This is a genomic window from Agrobacterium sp. a22-2, from assembly GCF_012276985.1.
Lineage (GTDB): Bacteria > Pseudomonadota > Alphaproteobacteria > Rhizobiales > Rhizobiaceae > Allorhizobium.
On sequence record NZ_JAAXMM010000008.1, the window covers coordinates 170,412 to 187,862 of the forward strand.

The 17,451-nt window shown below is 57.6% G+C and carries 11 protein-coding genes and 1 pseudogene; 1 reads left to right on the top strand and 11 read right to left on the bottom strand.

Going from position 1 to position 17,451, the window contains the following annotated elements; translation table 11 throughout:
• Positions 1–3: 3 nt before the first annotated feature.
• The 11 genes from HFC70_RS14330 to HFC70_RS14380 all read right to left on the bottom strand — a co-directional run bounded on the left by HFC70_RS14330 (position 4) and on the right by HFC70_RS14380 (position 15,563).
• Positions 4–1,203, bottom strand: a complete 1,200-nt coding sequence (locus HFC70_RS14330) for a glycosyltransferase family protein (RefSeq protein ID WP_168473934.1) — start codon at positions 1,201–1,203, stop codon at positions 4–6.
• Positions 1,204–1,260: 57 nt separating this feature from the next.
• Complete coding sequence (locus tag HFC70_RS14335) at positions 1,261–2,406, bottom strand: ABC transporter permease (RefSeq protein WP_168473935.1); 1,146 nt, start codon at positions 2,404–2,406, stop codon at positions 1,261–1,263.
• The gene (locus tag HFC70_RS14340) at positions 2,403–3,401 is read right to left on the bottom strand and encodes an ABC transporter permease (RefSeq protein ID WP_168473936.1); all 999 of its coding nucleotides are present in this window, start codon (positions 3,399–3,401) and stop codon (positions 2,403–2,405) included. Before HFC70_RS14340 ends, HFC70_RS14335 begins: the two co-directional genes overlap by 4 nt.
• Before the next feature lies 1 nt (position 3,402).
• Positions 3,403–5,310: an ABC transporter substrate-binding protein gene (locus HFC70_RS14345; RefSeq protein ID WP_168473937.1), complete on the bottom strand. Its 1,908-nt coding sequence runs from the start codon at positions 5,308–5,310 to the stop codon at positions 3,403–3,405.
• Positions 5,307–7,196 carry an ABC transporter ATP-binding protein gene (locus tag HFC70_RS14350; protein WP_168474031.1) on the bottom strand — a complete coding sequence of 630 codons (1,890 nt, stop codon included), beginning with the start codon at positions 7,194–7,196 and terminating at the stop codon, positions 5,307–5,309. The genes HFC70_RS14345 and HFC70_RS14350 overlap by 4 nt, the downstream gene beginning before the upstream one ends.
• A gap of 247 nt (positions 7,197–7,443) precedes the next feature.
• Complete coding sequence (locus HFC70_RS14355; protein ID WP_246735805.1) at positions 7,444–8,370, bottom strand: polysaccharide lyase; 927 nt, start codon at positions 8,368–8,370, stop codon at positions 7,444–7,446.
• A 155-nt stretch (positions 8,371–8,525) separates the two neighbouring features.
• On the bottom strand, positions 8,526–10,229 hold the full coding sequence (locus tag HFC70_RS14360) for an adenylate/guanylate cyclase domain-containing protein (protein ID WP_168473938.1): 1,704 nt from the start codon (positions 10,227–10,229) through the stop codon (positions 8,526–8,528).
• An 89-nt stretch (positions 10,230–10,318) separates the two neighbouring features.
• Positions 10,319–11,179 (bottom strand): MBL fold metallo-hydrolase, encoded by an 861-nt coding sequence (locus HFC70_RS14365; RefSeq protein WP_168473939.1) that lies wholly within the window; start codon positions 11,177–11,179, stop codon positions 10,319–10,321.
• A gap of 35 nt (positions 11,180–11,214) precedes the next feature.
• Positions 11,215–11,673: a cyclic nucleotide-binding domain-containing protein gene (locus HFC70_RS14370; protein ID WP_168473940.1), complete on the bottom strand. Its 459-nt coding sequence runs from the start codon at positions 11,671–11,673 to the stop codon at positions 11,215–11,217.
• Positions 11,674–11,707: 34 nt separating this feature from the next.
• Positions 11,708–14,431, bottom strand: coding sequence for an ABC transporter ATP-binding protein (locus tag HFC70_RS14375; RefSeq protein WP_168473941.1), 2,724 nt, complete (start codon positions 14,429–14,431; stop codon positions 11,708–11,710).
• A 94-nt stretch (positions 14,432–14,525) separates the two neighbouring features.
• Complete coding sequence (locus tag HFC70_RS14380) at positions 14,526–15,563, bottom strand: NAD-dependent epimerase/dehydratase family protein (protein WP_168473942.1); 1,038 nt, start codon at positions 15,561–15,563, stop codon at positions 14,526–14,528.
• A gap of 711 nt (positions 15,564–16,274) precedes the next feature.
• On the opposite strand from HFC70_RS14380, the pseudogene HFC70_RS14385 reads away from it, so the two are divergent.
• A pseudogene (locus HFC70_RS14385) lies at positions 16,275–17,451 on the top strand (DUF3095 domain-containing protein).

The window sequence follows — 17,451 nt, forward strand, 5'->3', positions numbered from 1 at the left end:
GGATTAGCCTTGGGCGATGTTGGGAGCCAGTTCGGCTCGGTCGCTCAGATATTGAGCGACCAGCCACGAAATCGTCGGCAGACCTTCGAGATGCAGGGCAGCCGGGCTCGCCGACGGCGGATCGCGCTCTAAGAGCGCCTTGATGGCAACCGCCATGCGATGGCTGTCGGCAGCCTCTTGCGGCGGGAGCATGCTGACCAGATCGAGCTCGGCTGCGCGGCGGGCCCGGATCAACTGTTCGAGACGCGGATGCGTGCGTGGCACGATCAGTGCCGGTTTGTCGAAGGAGAGAATTTCGCAATAGGTATTATAGCCACCCATGGCCACGACTGCCCGGGCACCGGCGATCCGGTCTTCCATCCGACTGTCGAACTCGATGATCTCGATATGCGGATTTTCCGCCGCCTGTGCCACGAAATTCATCCGTTGCTCATTGGGCATATAGGGACCCAGCACGATCACGGCCTTCATCGTCAGGGTCGGGTCGACCTGATAGGCCGCGATCACGTCGCGGACCAGGTCAGAACCGTCGCCGCCGCCGCCCGTCGTCACCAGCAGATAGTCTTCGGCGTCAGCCTGGATCTTTTTCGATGACTTACGCTGCAGGAAGCCGACGAACTGCATTTTCGAACGCACGCTTTCGGGAACTTCGAGACCAACGAGAGGGTCGTGGAAGTCGGGAGGGCCATAGACCCAGATATGGTCGTAGAGTTGGCCGATCTTGTGCATCGTGTCATTGCGCTTCCACTCGACGTCTAGCAGATGGGGCGCATCCATCACCTCCCGCAGGCCTAGCACCAGCGTCGTGCCCCGCTCCTTCAGGAAACGCAGCGTGTCTTCGACTTCCCCACGCAGGCCCAACGGCTCCTTATCAATGATGAAGATATCGGGCTCGAAGGTCTTTGCCGTGTGAAAAATGATCGATTTGCGCATCTGGATCGTCTCAGACACGTCAATGTGCTGGTCCATGGACGTGTATTCGCTGTTGCGCAGCTTGATCACGCTCGGGATCTTCACGAAATCGACGCGAGCGCGATAGTCGAATGCGCCGGCGATGGTGGCACCGGATATGATCAGCACCTGGAGGCCGTGATAATCTTCCACCAGCGAATGGGCGATCGTCCTGCAGCGGCGCAGATGTCCAAGGCCGAACGTATCGTGGCTATACATAAGTACGCGTACTTTGCGCGAACGCCCAGTCATGGGGAAGTTCTCCTGAAAATTCGCGGACTGCTGACAGTACAATGCGAAAGGCGACAACTAATGGTATGGGTCAGCGGCATCTCTAAGGCCATCCCCTAGAAAATTGAAGGCAAGAATGATCACGATTACAGGAACGGCCGGAAAAAGTAACCAAGGATAAAGGGCGATAACATTGACAGAGCGTGCTTCGGTGAGCAGCACTCCCCAGCTTGCGATTGGCGGCCTCAGCCCGAGGCCGAGAAAGCTCAATGTTGTCTCCCCGAGTATCATGCCCGGGATTGTCAGCGTCGCGCTGGCGATGAGGTGGGACAGGAAGCCGGGGATGAGATGGCGGACGATGATGCGCGGACTTTTCGCGCCCATCATTTGAGCTGCGAGAACATAATCCTCTTCCCGCAGGGCCAGAAGCTTGGAGCGTACCGCCCGGGCAAGGCCGGTCCAGTCGAGCAGTCCGAGAATGAATGTGATGCCGAGGTAAACGACAAGTGGCGACCAGTCCGCGGGCATAATCGCCGCCATTGCAAGCCACAGCGGAATGCTGGGGATGGACTGCAGCACCTCGATGACGCGTTGCACTGCCATGTCGAACCAGCCGCCCCAATAGCCGGCCAGGCCGCCAATCACGATACCCAAGATGAAGCTCGTCGTGACGCCGAGCAGTCCGATGGTCAGCGAAATACGGGCGCCGTAGAGAATGCGGGAGAACACATCTCGGCCGAGACGATCCGTTCCGAGCAGGAACACCTGACCGTCCTTCGCCGGGCAAAACAGGTGCAGATCACCCTCGATCAAGTTCCAGAAACGATAGCTGTCGCCATGACAGAAGAAGCGCAGCGGCTCCAGGTCCTTGGTGTCGTCACTGTAGACGCGCTTCAAGGTCGTCATGTCGAGCGCCATGGTTCGTCCATAGACAAACGGGCCGACAAAGGATCCCTCGTGAAACAACCGCACCTGTTGGGGCGGCGCGTAGATGTTATCGACGTCGCGGGTCCGGACGTCATAGGGGGCGACGAACTCGACGACCATGATCAGCAGATAGGCGGCAAGCAGCAGGACGCCGGATAGGAGCGCCAGCCGATGTCGGCGAAATTGCCACCAGATTAGCTTCAACTGCGAGGCTTGGCCGCTGACCAGATCCCGGTCGGCTTCGATCAGATTGGGGTCGAAAGGCTCGGTGGATACGAAATGCTCAGGCGCCGTCATTTTACGCGCCCTCCGTGAAGCCGAATGCGCGGGTCGAGAAATGCCAGCGCAATGTCGGAAACAAGAACGCCAATCACCGTCAGGATCGCGAGGAACATCAGAAACGAGCCGGCGAGATACATGTCCTGGTTCTGCAGCGCACGGATCAGCATTGGTCCCGTGGTTTCGAGCGACAGCACGACGGCCGTGATCTCCGCGCCTGAAATGATCGAGGGCAGGATCGAACCGATGTCGGAGATGAAAAAGTTGAGCGACATGCGCAAGGGGTATTTGATCAGCGTGCGGAAGGGATGGAGCCCCTTCGCCCGCGCTGTCATCACGTATTGCTTGTGCAGTTCGTCGAGCAGATTGGCGCGAACTCGTCGGACCATGCCGGCTGTGCCGGCCGTGCCGATAATGATGACCGGTATCCAGAGGTGTTCGAGAATCGATTTGAACTTCATCCAGCTCATCGGCTGGTTAAGCAGACTGGGTTCGACCAGATGGCCGATCGAAATGCCAAACCAGATGTTGGCGAAATACATCATGACCAGCGCCAGGATGAAATTAGGCACCGCGATGCCGATCAGGCCAAGAAGGGTCAGCCCGTAGTCGCCCCAGCTGTATTTATGGGTGGCAGAATAAATCCCGATCGGGAATGCAATCAGCCAGGTTGCGATGATGGTTACGACGGATACGAGGATTGTCAGCCAGACCCGGTCTCCAATGACAGCAGAAACCGGTATTCGGTATTCGAACGAATAACCGAAGTCGCCTTGGACGAAATTCGTCACCCAGTTGATGTAGCGTAGAGGGGCCGGTTTGTCGAAACCGTATCGCGCCTTCAGGTCGGCGATTTCCTGCATGTCGGCCCGCTCTCCCATCGCGCGCAGTTCCTCGACATAGCTTTCGAAGTAATCGCCCGGAGGGAGTTCGATGATGGTGAAGATCAGCATCGAGATCATGATCAGGGTTGGTACCATCATCACGATGCGCCAGATGATATAGCGGATCATGTCAAGCCTCTCCCTCGAGCCAGAACGTGTCGGGCATGTAGACGCCGAGGTAGGAGGTTGGATCGAAACCGAACAAGCCCTCGTCCGGCAGGTTGCGAAGCCGCTTATTCTTAACCACCGGCTGAAGAACGGAATTGACTATTCCGATGGTAAAGACCTGCTGTGTGAAGACTTCGAGCATGTCGTGCCAGATCGTCTCGCGTTCGCTCAACGTGCTCGCGCTCCGCCAGCGGTGGAAAAGATCGAGAAGAGACTGTGCCTCTGCTATCTCCGGAGGCCGCCCTTCGCCGCCACCGGACAATTCATGCAGTCCCCACAGCGGCCACTGGATCTGGTCATTGCTGGTCGGAGCGAGTTCGCGTGGCGACATGTTGGCGGTCGGCACACCGTTGTCTATTCCCCACCACAGCGCCATCAGCGTATTGCCGTTGATGATACGCTGGCGGAAAAGTTCCCGATGCGAGACGTGGGTGTAAATGTGGATTCCAATCCCTTGGAAATAGTCCGTCACCAGTTCAAGGACATCCGTTTCAAAACTGTTCTCGGCCGTCGTTTCGACGATCAGGCTGCACTCTCGCCCGTCCGGCAGGTGCCTCAGACCATGCTTGTTCTTGCGTGTCAGACCCGCCTCGTCGAGGAGCGCGTTCGCTTGGTCCGGATCGAAATAGGCCCATTCATCGCGGTATCTCTGCCGGAACAACGGGCTGTCGGGCAAGACAGAGTTCGAGCTTGGCTGGCCAAGGCCGAAAAACACCGCCTTGTTGATCTCGTCGCGGTTGATCGCCAGCGACAGCGCGCGGCGTACCCGTACATCCGAGAACGCGCGGCGCCAGATGAGATCCGCGCAGTTGAGATTGGGAATGAGAGCGACGCGCGATCCTTCCATCCGCTTCCACAGATCGACCTCGATCTCGCCGCGTGGCTCCGCGCTCTTGAGGAAAGTATAGTCTGAAAAACTGATGTTATTGAGCTGCAGGTCGCTTTCGCCCGATGCCGTCTTTGCGGAGATAAGGTCGCCGGATCCGACACTGAGTGTGATCGCGTCCACATACGGCAATTGCAACCCGTTTTCGTCTGCCCGATGGAAATAGGGGTTGCGCTCGAAGACGAAGTATCCGGACGGTGGTGACGTCGTGTTGCGCCACGGATCGAGTGTCGGCAGGTCTGGATTTTCCGGCCTGGCGCTGCGGGACATCTTCTGATGCAGCGCAACCCAATCCTGGACATTCTGCTCCTTTACCAATGCCTGCAAACGTTCTGGCGTTTGGTACTTCGGGTGGAATTGCTTCATGTATTGCGAGGGTTGCATCAAGCGCGTCGCAACCGGAGAGGCAAGCTCGCCGAGAAACTCGGGATTGGGGTGTTCCCAGCTGTAGCGCAGGGTGATGTCGTCCAGCATCTCGAACTTCGGCCCCTTTCCGTTGACGACCAGAATGGTTGGTATTCCGCCTCGGTGAAGCTCGGTGTTGTGGAACATGTCCTCCCAGACATAGCGGAAGTCCTCTGCCGTGAGGGCTGTGCCGTCGGACCAGCGGTGCCCAGGTCTCAGGTGCAGAGTGAAGACACGCTCGTCCTCAACCTCGAAGTGCCGCAGAATATCCGGCTGAAAGTTGAATTTCCGGTCGTAGCCGACCAGCCGGGAATAGCTGTAGATCGGCATGTAGCGAATGTCGCGCTGACTGGCAATAAGCATGCGGATCTTGCCGCCATACCGTCCGGGCGTCTGGCCGGACTCTGTCAGCGGGATGATGCGGGGCGCCTGTGGCAAACGCTCCCGCATGGGCGGAAGCTTTCCCGATCGCACCAGATCGGCGAGGCTCTCCGGCTCTGCGTCGGCATTTATCGCGCATGCCGGTCGCATGGTGATGCCACTGGCCATGAGAGCTAGCAGGGTCCGCCGATTGATCATGATGCCAACTCCCGCACGTTGGCCTCACGGCGGGCAAGCACAAAGTGACCATCGCCAACTTCGATATGGGCAAGGTGGTCTGGATTGCCGTCATCGAGGAAGTATTTTGCCCATGTCGCTTTCGCGACGTTGGAAGGTTCGCCTGCACTGCCGAAGTCCATCGGTCGGCTGAGATCGGGCGACGGGATCGCGGCGATCAGCTTGCGCGTATAGGGATGAACAGGATCACGCATGATGATCTCGCATGGCGCAATCTCGACGATACGCCCGGCATACATGACCGCGACGCGATCGGCCATATAGTTCACCACGGCGAGATTGTGGGAAATGAAGAGATAGGTCAGGCCGAGCTCTTCGCGCAGATCCTTCAAGAGATTGAGGACCTGCGCCTGCACAGAAACGTCCAGAGCGGACACTGGCTCGTCACAGATAAGCAGGCCGGGGCCAAGCGCCAGGGCCCGTGCGATGCCGATACGCTGGCGTTGGCCGCCGGAGAAACTATGCGGATAGCGCCCAAGAGTCGAAGCCGGTAGACCAACGGCTTCGACCAGTCGCTTGGTCAGGGACAGGCGCTCGCGCCCATTGCCGTGCTGATGGATTTCCAAAGGCTCGCCAATGATACCGCGCACAGTCATGCGCGGCGAGAGGGAGGAAACGGGATCCTGAAACACCATCTGGATCGAGGAACGAAGATCGTTCAGCGCCTTGCCCTTGGCGTTCAGGACGTCGGTTTCGCCCTCTGCGCCGCGATAGATGATAGCGCCCTCGTCGGGCGTCACGCCCCGCATGAGGATCTTGCTGAGCGTGGTTTTGCCACACCCGCTTTCGCCTACAAGACCCAGCGTCTCGCCGCGCCGGATGTCAAACGACACGTCATGAACCGCCCGTATGGGGGGGGAAGCCTCGCCAAAAAATCCTTTTGTGTGCTTTGGACTGTAGGTCTTGCTGATGTTTCTGATGGAGAGGAGGATATCGGATGTGCCGCGATCAGGGCGGGCGCGGTCGCCGAGCAGACCTGCAGTGTTCACTCGGATTTCGCGCAATGGCTTCAGCCGCTCGCCGCGAGGCATGTCGAAGTTCGGCACAGCAGCCATCAGTCCGCGGGTATAGTCATGCTGGGGATTGCGGAAAATATCCTCGACACTGCCCGATTCCACCACTGCGCCGCGGTACATCACCACGACTTCGTCTGCCATGCTGGCCACAACGCCGAGATCATGGGTAATGAGCAGGATCGCCATGCCGAGTTTGGATTGCAGCTCGTTGAGCAGTTTGAGTATCTGCGCCTGGATTGTGACATCGAGCGCCGTCGTCGGCTCATCCGCTATCAGCAGCGCGGGCCGGCCTATCAGCGCCATGGCGATCATGGCGCGTTGCCGCATGCCGCCGGACAGTTCGAAGGGATACATGTCGAAGACGCGATCTGGACGGTCGAATCCCACTAGTCCCAGCATTTCTTCCGACTGCTGCCGTCGCTCCTTGGTTGAAAGCGCGGTGTGAATGCGCAATACTTCTTCGATCTGATTGCCGACCGTATGAAGTGCCGAGAAGGAGGTCATCGGTTCCTGGAAGATCATCCCGATACGATTGCCACGGATCTGGCGGATTCGCCGTCCGTCGCGCGGCAGTGTGATGAGATCGACTGGGCCTCCGCCATCGGGATCGTTGAAGATCGCCTGGCCACTGATCTGCGCATAGTGTGCCTCTATGCCCATGACGGCGCGACCGAGCGCGGATTTGCCTGAGCCTGACTCACCAACCAAAGCGGTGACCCGGCCAGGCGCCACGCGCATGGACATCGACCGAACAGCATCGATACTGCCGTTCAACAGAGGAAAGGAAACGCTGAGCATTTCCACGGAGAGCAAATCAGAACTAGCCGCCATCAATCAAGTTTTGCCCCCGCAACACGATGTTTTACCTAGCAGTCCTTGATTGTACGGTCTCTCAGACACACAGCACCGTAGCCCACCGCTCTGGCGCTGTCCATGGCCCAGCAGACTGCCCGCCAACGCGTTCCCTACCTGCAACCAGATCGCCCCGTATAGGCAGGCTGGAGGCAGGTTGCGCCATTGGAGTTCTCCCGTGACGCGTGCGGACTACGGTCTGGAAATCTGAACGGTTGCGAGACTTCTACTTGAGCGTATTGCAGATCTTTTGGTCACCAAGCACATCGATGCAGTCTGGAGAACGACGGAAATCGTCGTAATAGACTGTCCAGATGCCCTCGTGTCCGGCTCGATAGGGCCCGAACTTGAAATATTGGTTCTGACCGAGCCCCGCGTCGTCATGCCCGATATGGCCCGTGACTGAGGTGATCCAGATCTTGTTGGCGAAGATCTCGACCCGCCCCTCACCCTTGGCATTGGGATGCGAATAGATGGCAAAGTCGATCCAGTCGCTTGTGGCGACAGGCAGGGGATTGTGCGAAACAATCCGAATACGGTCGGTGCAGCCGGGGAAATCGACCATGTCCTTGTCGTCCCAGTCGGTGCCGAATGCGACGAGCGCTCGCATCTGGTTCTCATGCGGGCGGAACGATACAGCTGTGCTGCCAGCTGGGCATTGTCCATTTTCGGTTCCAGGTCTGCCGCCGATGATATTCGTTTCGACTGTGAAGAACATCTTGCCGCGATTGAGTCTCAGCGCAATGAATGGGCTGAAATCACCCTTGGCTGTCGGTCCGATCTCGCGCTTCCATTGCGCCATCAGATAGCGGTGATCGTCCTGCGGAATGGGCTCGGCAAGCTTCATCGCGAAGCCGTACCAGACAGGTTCGTCGTATGGCACACGAAGCGGTGTTTTCTCCCAGATTTCCGCACGATCGCTGCATTCGTCGTCATTGGCCACGCATAGCGGGCGGACGCTCAGCTCCAGCGCGCCCACCCCGTTGCGCTTCACGGTATTTTGGAAGGAGTATGTCCCGGCAGCCTGTTCGGCGTTCTCGCGGTAATAGAGCCCACCCTGCGAGGCAAAGTCTGTCCCATCGAACCCGTCGACCAGTTTCTGACTGCGGGCGTCCTGAGCGAGGGCAGGGCTGGCGATGAGGTCGACAAGCATAAGCAGGGCAATTGCAAGACGGCCGGGTTTCATAGGGACCTCCAGAAATTCGACGGTATCGGACACGTCCTTTTTCGATACCCCAAAGGCTCGACCGAGCCAACCAGAGATGCAGCGTTATACCAAGTCTCGATAACGTCATCGAGATCCGGATTTTATCTGTAGCGTGCGATCTGCTCGGCAGAAAACATTAGGACGCGCATCTCCAGCCGCCGACCCTTCAGGGCGATGCGTTGGGTCGACACACCCTCGTGCGGCAGATTGGCCAGCAACATGACGGTTTCCGAAGCGGCGACAGCGGCATTGAACTGCTTTGCGACATTCTCCAGACGACTCGCTACGTTGACCGTATCGCCGATCGCCGTCAGCGTTGCCACCTTGCCATAGCCGACGACCCCCACGATAGCAGGCCCGTAATGCATGCCGATCGCGACTTCCAGATCGATGGCGAAATCCTTTCTGAGCTTCTTGTTGAGCTTGTTCGTCTCTGCCACGATCCTGGCCGCGGCCCCGAGAGCACGCTGGCAGACCTCGCTTGGCCCGCGAGTGTCGACATCGAAGATGGCCATGACTCCGTCGCCGATATACTTGTCGACGCGCCCCCCTGCAGCCTCGATCGCCTGAACCAGGATCGCAAAATAGGAATTGAGCAGGAAGACGATATCGTATGGCAGACTATTCTCGGCGATCGTCGTGAAGTTCCTGAGATCCGAAAACATTACCAGGATTTCCTTCTCCCGACCGCCGCTCGATTCCTCGTTTCTGGGCAGCCGATCTCCACCACTGGGGACCAGGAGTTGCAGGTCGACGACAAGATCATAGTCAGGCCTGAGCTGGCAGCTGAGCCGTGTGTCGGGTGTCGCGTTGATGCGCGCAAGCGTCGCCTGCTCGACGACATTCGGAGGGGGTAGGGGACCTTCCGTTTCAAGCACCCGAACGCGGCACGTCGAACAACGCCCCTTGCCACCACAGGCCGAGTAGTGGTCGACATGTCCGATGTGGCTCGCCTCGAGCACACTGGTGCCGCGTGGCACGCGTACAAACCCACCATGGGAATAGGTGATGGCGATTTCGAGCACATTTTCCCGGCACTTGCGGAGAATGCTGGCCACCACAACGAAAGCGCAACACAAGGCGAGAATCGAATAGAAACGATACTCGATCTGCGAAAGGCCCAAGTTGGGCGCCTGGGCAATCCAGCTTCCGTATAACTCCTGAGGCAAGCTGCTCAGATCGCCACGACTGGCCGCGGCCGTGGGAGCGACTCGCTGTCCGGATGCGACGATTCCGGCGATTGTGAGCGTCGGAATTATGATTGCTGCGGCAAAGCAGAGTTTGGCGAAGCGCTGATACCACTCCCGATGACTGATGGCCGCGTGGACGCCGATGCAGCCGTGGATCCAGGCGACGAGCACAGCTGCAAACATCCTCGTGGCGAAAAGATCATCAGACCACATGAAACGAATAACGGTCTCGTAGTGACTGTCAGGACCATTGAACAGGACCGGTAGACGAGCGGAGATAACATGCGCCGCAATGAGGATCGGCAGCGATAGTCCGAAGATGATCTGGATAACCGGCCCGGCGCGCCTGTCGAAATGCCGCATCAGATAGAGCGCGCGTAGGGCCAGCAGGAAATGGATCGCGAAGGCTCCGTAAAGCAGCACGACGCCCAACGGATTGCGCCAGATGATCTTGAAGGCGCGCAATACGTCCTCTGCAGCCTCCTCGGAGAACAACAGCACGATGTGGTTCAAAAAATGCATGCTGACGAAAGCGAACATGATCACACCGGTGATCAATGCGAGCTTTCGAGCAGATTTGTCTGGAAGGAAGGGCCGAACCAGAGGCTTCGCCATCAATCATTGAACCTTTTGGATGAAACCCCGCCGTCGCCTTCGTCTGAAGAGAAAGGCAAAAAAGGGGCGGATTTCCTCCCGGAACGCGTTTAGAATTCGAAGACCTGCCCGTCACTGATGACGAAAGAGCGATCAAACCGAGCTTTTGCCTGTCTGGCTATTCTGTCGAGATCCTCGTCCTCATGAAAGAAGCTATGGTGGATCATTCCAATCGTCTGCACACCTGCAGCCTCACCGAGGCGGATCGCCTGCTGCCAGGACGAATGACCGAAGCCGTTATACTTCCTCATTTCATCGTCGCAATAGGCACTGTCATAGAGAAGCAGGTCGGCGCCATCGACAAGCGCCAGCACATGTTCGTCCAGTTCTCCCGGCACGTGTTCCGTATCCGTTATGATCGCCACCACCTTACCGGCAAACTCGATGCGATAGCCGACCGCGCCGCCGGGATGTCTCAGGCGGTCGGTGCGCAACACGACGCCGGGCTTTGGCTCCAGCATATCTCCCGGCATGAAATCCTGATAGGTCACTGCGGCCTTGAAGACTTCGGGACCAACCGGAAACCAAGGTGGTTGCATGATCGCTTCCACAATAGCGCGTGTTGTCATCCTTCCTTCCATGTGAGCAGATGCGATGTTCACTGACATGTGGGGTTTGTGAAGCGGCGCGAAGAACGGCAGTCCGATGATGTGATCGAAGTGACAGTGGGTGAGGAAGAGGTTGAGTTCAGTCTCCTCTTCCTGCAGCAGCTTCCGCCCCGCAGGCACGATGCCTGTCCCTGCATCGAAGATCATCACGTCCTTGCCGCAGCGCACTTCGATGCATGTGGTGTTCCCGCCATAGCGGGAAAATACAGGGCCGGAAACAGGGACAGAACCGCGCGCGCCCCAGACCGTTACCGTTAGCCGGGCGGACTGTGCCGGGATCTCGTTAACGGGATCGCCGGCCATGACACCCTCGCAAGCAACGCAGTTCCCCAGTCAATTCACGCAAACTCATACTGGCCCTTATGCTTGGCCAATTCCTGGGTCGTCCGGGACAGGCGACTGGAAAGAACTTCCAGCACGCACAACATGAACTTCGGTGATTCAGTCATCAGTTTCAGGAAATTCTCTTTGTTAATCCGCAGCGTTTCAAGCTGCGTTGTCGCAATCACTGTGGCCGTTCTCTCGCCGTCGCCAAGCAGGGAAATTTCACCAATCAGAGAATTTCTTTCAATTGTCGCAACCTTGACCATGCCAAACGGCGTCTCCACCGTTACTTCGGCCGACCCGCGGAGGATGACATAAGCCGCATCTCCAGCGTCACCTTGATGGAACAGCACCTGTCCCGGTGAAAAACGGACTCTCTCGGAGTTGAAAGCCAGAAGTTTCAGCCTTGCGGCATCGACAGAGGAAAACAACGGCAACGACCGTAGGCAACGCACTTCATCAGCAAGGATCATATGCACACCTCAAACCAAAGTTGGCGGTCTTGACCTACCCTGTGATCAACTCTTGTATCGTGCCGTCTTGTTCCATGAGCGAGGCATAGCTTCCATTGGCTTTGATCTCACCATCGCCGAAAACTACAACCCGTTCAAAGTAGGAGCTCAAGCTCGGATTGGACAGGACCCAAATGATACTGCACCCATTAGACCGCTCCTGCAAGAACGAGATGACATTCTCGACCAATTGGCTCTGAAGTCGTGGGTTCAGTCCCGGCAGTGGCTGATTGAGAATATAGTATTCAGATTTACGAATTATAGCGCGGGCCACATTCAATTTGCGTCGCTGCAACAAGGTGAGCCGCCGCCCGCCCGGGCCGAGATCGAATTCGATGCCGGCTTCCAGGATGTCGCCGTAGACGTCATTTTCCTTGGCTAGGTCTTGGATCAGCGAGACGATGCGCTCATGCGCATTGGCATCAGAGCGGCTGATTTTGCCGAACACGATGTTTTCCATGAGACTCAGGCCTGCCTGAAATTCCGCGCCATCATATCGGGAAATGAGGGGCTGCAAATCAGCCGGGAGATTTTGATAGAAACTCTTGCGCGCTTCGACAATCTTGGCTCTGATCTCATCGGTCAGCAAGCCGAAACGGAAGCGGCCTTCGACATAGGAGAAAGCGGTCAGGAACATCAAACGACGATTTTCCTCCGATACCTCGAACGGGCCCTTGCCATCGACGTCCATCTGGAGGCGGGCGAGATCCGGAATTTCCCGACCTTCCATAAAGGACAGTTCTGGAAGCAGGGGATTGTTTTGCTGCTCATCACCAAAAAGGTCGACCATGTTGGCGACGACCTCGCGGCCAACTTCGAAAAGTTCTTCCGCCAGACCGTTCTCTCTGACGATCGACCGGAAATAGTTTGTCGAAATAATGCGACGGGCCGCTCCCTCGCCGCCGACCAAGGCGCCGAACAGCAGGTTTTCGGCAATCGTCGCTTCGCTGTTGTAGGCATCAAACTCGAACGGTTCGACAAGTCGCGGCAGCTTGAGGGTTTGCAGCCTCTCACGCAAAGTCTGACGGGCAGCGATCGAGAAGGATGCTAGGCCCCTATTCACCGTCGGATCGATCGTATTGCGCAGGCCGAGGTCGAACACATCGTGGGTGAGCAAGACGGTGTCGAGCGCATCCAGCATCCAACGGTTCTGCGTGGCACGATCCGCGACATTGTCCGGGGCTTCGGCGTCGGCCATCCACTCGCCCTCGATGTCGAAATCAACATTGCCGGCGAGGCGCGCCTCCTTGATTTCCCACTGTCGCCGAGCGGCGGCCTTGCCCTTGCGTGCAAGGGGCCGCAATGGCGCATGTTTCAGACCATAAAGAAGATTGTTCCGCAGAGTGCCATGGAAGAAATAGGATTCCGCCGACACATAGCTCAGGTTCCGCCCGGTGATCGACTCGGGCAGTTCGAGAACGTCGACGTCGCCGATCATGATCTTGCCGCTCGCCGGCCATACAGCCCGGCCCATCGCCTCTGCGACAGCGACAGCGGTCGTGCCGTCGGCATCAAGGAAAGCCACCACTTCGTTGCGTCCGATATCGAACGAGACATTATTGGCAAGCCGGGCGCCACTGTCGTCGTTGATCGCCAGATTAACGGCAGCAATTGTACCGTTCAGGGGCGTGACGACGGTCTTGGACATCTTTTGGATTTCCTCGCCCAACATGGCATCCGATTGGAACTGCTCGACCACCTGCTCGAACTTCACCTGCACATCCTGCCGCCCCTGATCCCAGTCGATGAGGTCCTTCAGAGGACTTGGCAATTCCTTATAGGCATTGATGACAGCGACCAACTGCCCGACGTCGAGGCTGCCCTTCAGCGTCAGATATCCTCCGATGGAGTAGAACAGGAAGGGCGTGACCTGCGCCAGGAAGTTATTGATGAATTTCACCATGAACTTCCACTGATAGAGATCGTAGCGGATTGCAAAGATCTCACCCAGCCGGCGTGCCATGTCGGCGCGTTCATAGTTGGACGTATCGTAGGCGTGGATGGTCGAGATTCCATCGACCATTTCGCCGACGCGACCAGCCAGAGCCCGTGCTGTTAGCTGCCGCTGGCGTCCCAAGCGTATCAGACGCCGGCGCATACGCGGGATGATGCCGAGCTGAAGCATGGCCATCAGGAGCGCGACCATGCCAAGCCAGAGGTTCTGTGCTAGAATGAAACCGAGGGATACCAGAATTTGTCCGCCAAGCATGGCGGGCGAGACAAATGCCTCTCCGGCAAAGCCTCCGAGCGGCTCCACCTCGTCCTTGATCATTGTCGCGATTTCGCTGCTTTTGCTCCGCTTGAAATAGATTGGCGGAAAACGCAGGACCCGGTCGATCAACTGGAAGCGGATGCGCCGCAAAAGCCTCTCGCCGAGGCGCCCCTTGTAGGTGTTGATCACATACTTGAAGGCGTTGTTGACAATGACCAGCCCCAGGAACTCGAAGCTGAGTGCCATCAGCATCGACAGGCGGTCGAGAGGGTAACCCGCATAGATCTCGAAGGGCCCAATCAGCGGGAGATTGTAGCTGATCTTGAAAAACGGCTGTACCGCATCCGCCGTCGCAAAACCATCGCCCTGGATCGGTCCGTTGATGATCTGTTTTGGAAGATCCAGCGCCAGGAAATACGGAATCATCGACAAAGCGACGATCAACAGTATGACGATCTGCTGGCGTCGGGTATGACCCCAGATGTATCGAGAAAGGCTTTTTTCCATGTACCGAAGCTTGGCCTGACCGGGGGCGCGTGAGATCTTTTAGCGCCAGCAACGCAAGTTGTCAAAAATATGCCAATGGCCGGTCTGTCGGTGCTTACGCCGCCGGGGCTTCGTCATCTCTGAGAGCCTGGGACCATGCGCGGTACCATTTGACAAACTCGCGTACGCCCTCTTCCAGAGGTGTCTGGGGCACGAAGCCGGTTAGTGCCTTCAAAAGTTTCTGATCGGCAAAGGTGCGCGGCACGTCTCCCTTCTGTGGCGGAAGATATCGGCGGATTGCCTGCTGACCTATCGCCTCCTCGACGATATCCACGAAACGGATCAGTTCGACCGGCAGCCCGGCTCCGATATTGATCACCCGGAACGGTGCGTGGCGCGACAGCGTGTCCACGACGTCCGCGGCATCTATCCGGTTGCTTTCTGCCGGCGGAATATCCGCAAGCCTTACGATTGCCTCGACCAGATCATCGATATAGGTGAAGTCTCGACTCATCCGGCCCTCGCTGTAGATTTCGACGGGACGGTGATTGATGATCGCATCGGTGAATTTGAACAGCGCCATGTCTGGCCGGCCCCATGGGCCGTAGACGGTAAAGAACCTGAAGGCCGTTGTCGGCACCTTGTGAAGATGGGCGTAGGAATGGCCCATGGCCTCCATCGCCTTTTTCGTCGCGGCATAGATGGTCAGCGGCTCGTCCGCATGATCGCTCTCCAGAAACGGAATGCTCTCGTTTGCGCCATAGACCGACGAGCTCGAGGCCAGAAGAAGGTGTTTCGGCTTCACTGCCTTCGCCAGTTCGAGGATCTGCCACGAGCCGTTGATATTGGCGGACACATAGGTGCCTGGCTCCTCCAGGCTGTAGCGGACGCCGGCTTGCGCCGCGAGATGAATGATCACGTCGGGCCGCTCGATGGATGCGGCACGCTCCAGAGCATCCTTGTCCTCCAGCATGCCGATGACTGGATCGAAATTGTCGTAAGCGCAGAGAATTTCGTGACGCTGACGCTTCAACCGGACGTCATAGTAATGGGTCATGCCGTCGAAGCCGGTTACCGCATGACCAGCAGCCAGCAGTCTGCGCGCAAGATGAAAGCCGATGAAGCCACCCGTGCCGGTTACCAAATACCGCATGCTTTACCCATAGATCCATTCTTGTACTGTCTGCCCATCAACGGGGCAAAGACAGGGCAAGTCTTTGTGTTATTTCACCAAATTGCGCGCGACTGAAAAGCTGAATTACATCCGCTCGGTCGACAGATCGCTCAAACGAACAACGGCCCACTCACCGTGGCAGTTATTTGAACATGGATATGTCAGATTACCTCTGAAATACAATAGGGTTGAAGAATGGTTGCTCGGGAGTTCGGCGGTCGACGCTCACATCGGGCATGCGCCTATAAAGCCCTGCAATGTTGCCTGGATCGAAAGACTTTTGCCGTCGCTCCCATGGCAGACGACAACGCGGCAAGGACCGCGTGAACCCACATCAAGCGGTCGGTTCAGATTCGGCTTCAAACATCTTCGTGATATTTGCGATGAGCTTTGAAGAACTGTGGTGACGCTTTGAGCCGTCTGCTATCTGTCGGTAAAAGATAGGACAATGACCATCAAATGCCTCTGCGATGTGTCTCGAACATGAGGTGAGGCCGACGGTCTGAGCGATCCCTTTCGGAAAGGCTGCCATCTGCTATGGCGCTTGATTTTTTGCACTCGGCTACGAGGACAGGGTAGGCCCCCTGATTGCAATACGGACGCCCTCATCAGTGGGACCTCGTCACCCGCAACAGGTTTCCGTGAATGGACAACAGGCGGTCGTGGCTCTGGGAGAAAAAGGATTGCGAGATGGAATCGACGGATACTGAATTTCTTGCAGGCTTGCAGGCTTGCAAGTATTTCGCAATTTCGAGGATGTGGCCGATCCCGCCGTCTATTGCGCCTTGCCATCGGGCTGGGCATTGGCTGTCGCGGATATCGTCGCTTCAACCTCGGCAATCGACGCGGGCCGCTACAAGGCGGTGAACATGGCGGGCGCTGCCGTCATATCCAGTCTTTTGAACAGTCTGGAATCTCATGACCTGCCATTCGTATTCGGCGGTGACGGTGCAACCGTGGCAGTGCCGCCGAAGGGGCTTGATATCGCGACCGTTACTCTGTCGAAAGTGCAGCGCTGGGTTCAGGACGATCTGGGGCTGACAATGCGTGTCGCACCGGTTCCTCTGGATGATATCCGCGACCACGGCTTCGATGTCCGCATCGCCCGCTTCCAAGCCAGTGATGACGTGTCCTATGCCATGTTTTCAGGTGGTGGCAACCGCCGGGCGGACGAACGTATGAAGGAAGGGCAGTATGCCGTGCCGACCGCCGCCATCGGTGCCCGGCCAGACCTGAGCGGCCTGTCCTGCAGGTGGAACCCGATTGAAGCCACCCATGACAAGGTCGTCTCGATCATCGCGGTTCCCAGACTGGCGCAGGACATGGAGGCCTTCAGCAGGCTCGTTCTCGATATCATAAATCTGGTGGAGGAGGATCGGCGGCACGGGGTGCCGGAGGATGGGCCGAAGCTCGGCTTCGTGCACGAGGGCCTAGGATACGAGGCGAGTGCCGGTGCCGCATATAGCCACCATATCGGCTTGTTGAAGCGCCGCCTGCAGGTGCTCGGCGAAGTACTGCTCGTCAAAGTGCTCGGCGTGCTTGGCGTAAACCTCGGCAGCTTCAGTGCTACGCGTTACAGGCGAGCCGTTGCCAGCAACACCGACTTTCGCAAGTTCGATGACGGCCTGAAGATGACGATCGATCTGGACCGGAACAGGCTGGAGACGCTCCGCCAGCGGCTTGAGCAGTCATATGCTGCAGGGCTCTGTTTCTATGGGCTGCACGAACAGGAGTCGGCACTCATGACCTGTATCGTTCCCTCACCGCCGTCGAACGATCATATGCATTTTGTTGATGGCGCCATGGCGGATATGCAGCCGCAGCCGCCCATCTGAAACGGCAGATGCAGATGGGGTCGGAAACGTGA

Excerpts from the sequence above, each read along its gene's own strand:
- HFC70_RS14330 (WP_168473934.1), bottom strand. The coding sequence starts at position 1,203 with ATGACTGGGCGTTCGCGCAAAGTACGCGTACTTATGTATAGCCACGAT.
- HFC70_RS14335 (WP_168473935.1), bottom strand. The coding sequence starts at position 2,406 with ATGACGGCGCCTGAGCATTTCGTATCCACCGAGCCTTTCGACCCCAAT.
- HFC70_RS14340 (WP_168473936.1), bottom strand. The coding sequence starts at position 3,401 with ATGATCCGCTATATCATCTGGCGCATCGTGATGATGGTACCAACCCTG.
- HFC70_RS14345 (WP_168473937.1), bottom strand. The coding sequence starts at position 5,310 with ATGATCAATCGGCGGACCCTGCTAGCTCTCATGGCCAGTGGCATCACC.
- HFC70_RS14350 (WP_168474031.1), bottom strand. The coding sequence starts at position 7,196 with ATGGCGGCTAGTTCTGATTTGCTCTCCGTGGAAATGCTCAGCGTTTCC.
- HFC70_RS14355 (WP_246735805.1), bottom strand. The coding sequence starts at position 8,370 with ATGCTTGTCGACCTCATCGCCAGCCCTGCCCTCGCTCAGGACGCCCGC.
- HFC70_RS14360 (WP_168473938.1), bottom strand. The coding sequence starts at position 10,229 with ATGGCGAAGCCTCTGGTTCGGCCCTTCCTTCCAGACAAATCTGCTCGA.
- HFC70_RS14365 (WP_168473939.1), bottom strand. The coding sequence starts at position 11,179 with ATGGCCGGCGATCCCGTTAACGAGATCCCGGCACAGTCCGCCCGGCTA.
- HFC70_RS14370 (WP_168473940.1), bottom strand. The coding sequence starts at position 11,673 with ATGATCCTTGCTGATGAAGTGCGTTGCCTACGGTCGTTGCCGTTGTTT.
- HFC70_RS14375 (WP_168473941.1), bottom strand. The coding sequence starts at position 14,431 with ATGGAAAAAAGCCTTTCTCGATACATCTGGGGTCATACCCGACGCCAG.
- HFC70_RS14380 (WP_168473942.1), bottom strand. The coding sequence starts at position 15,563 with ATGCGGTATTTGGTAACCGGCACGGGTGGCTTCATCGGCTTTCATCTT.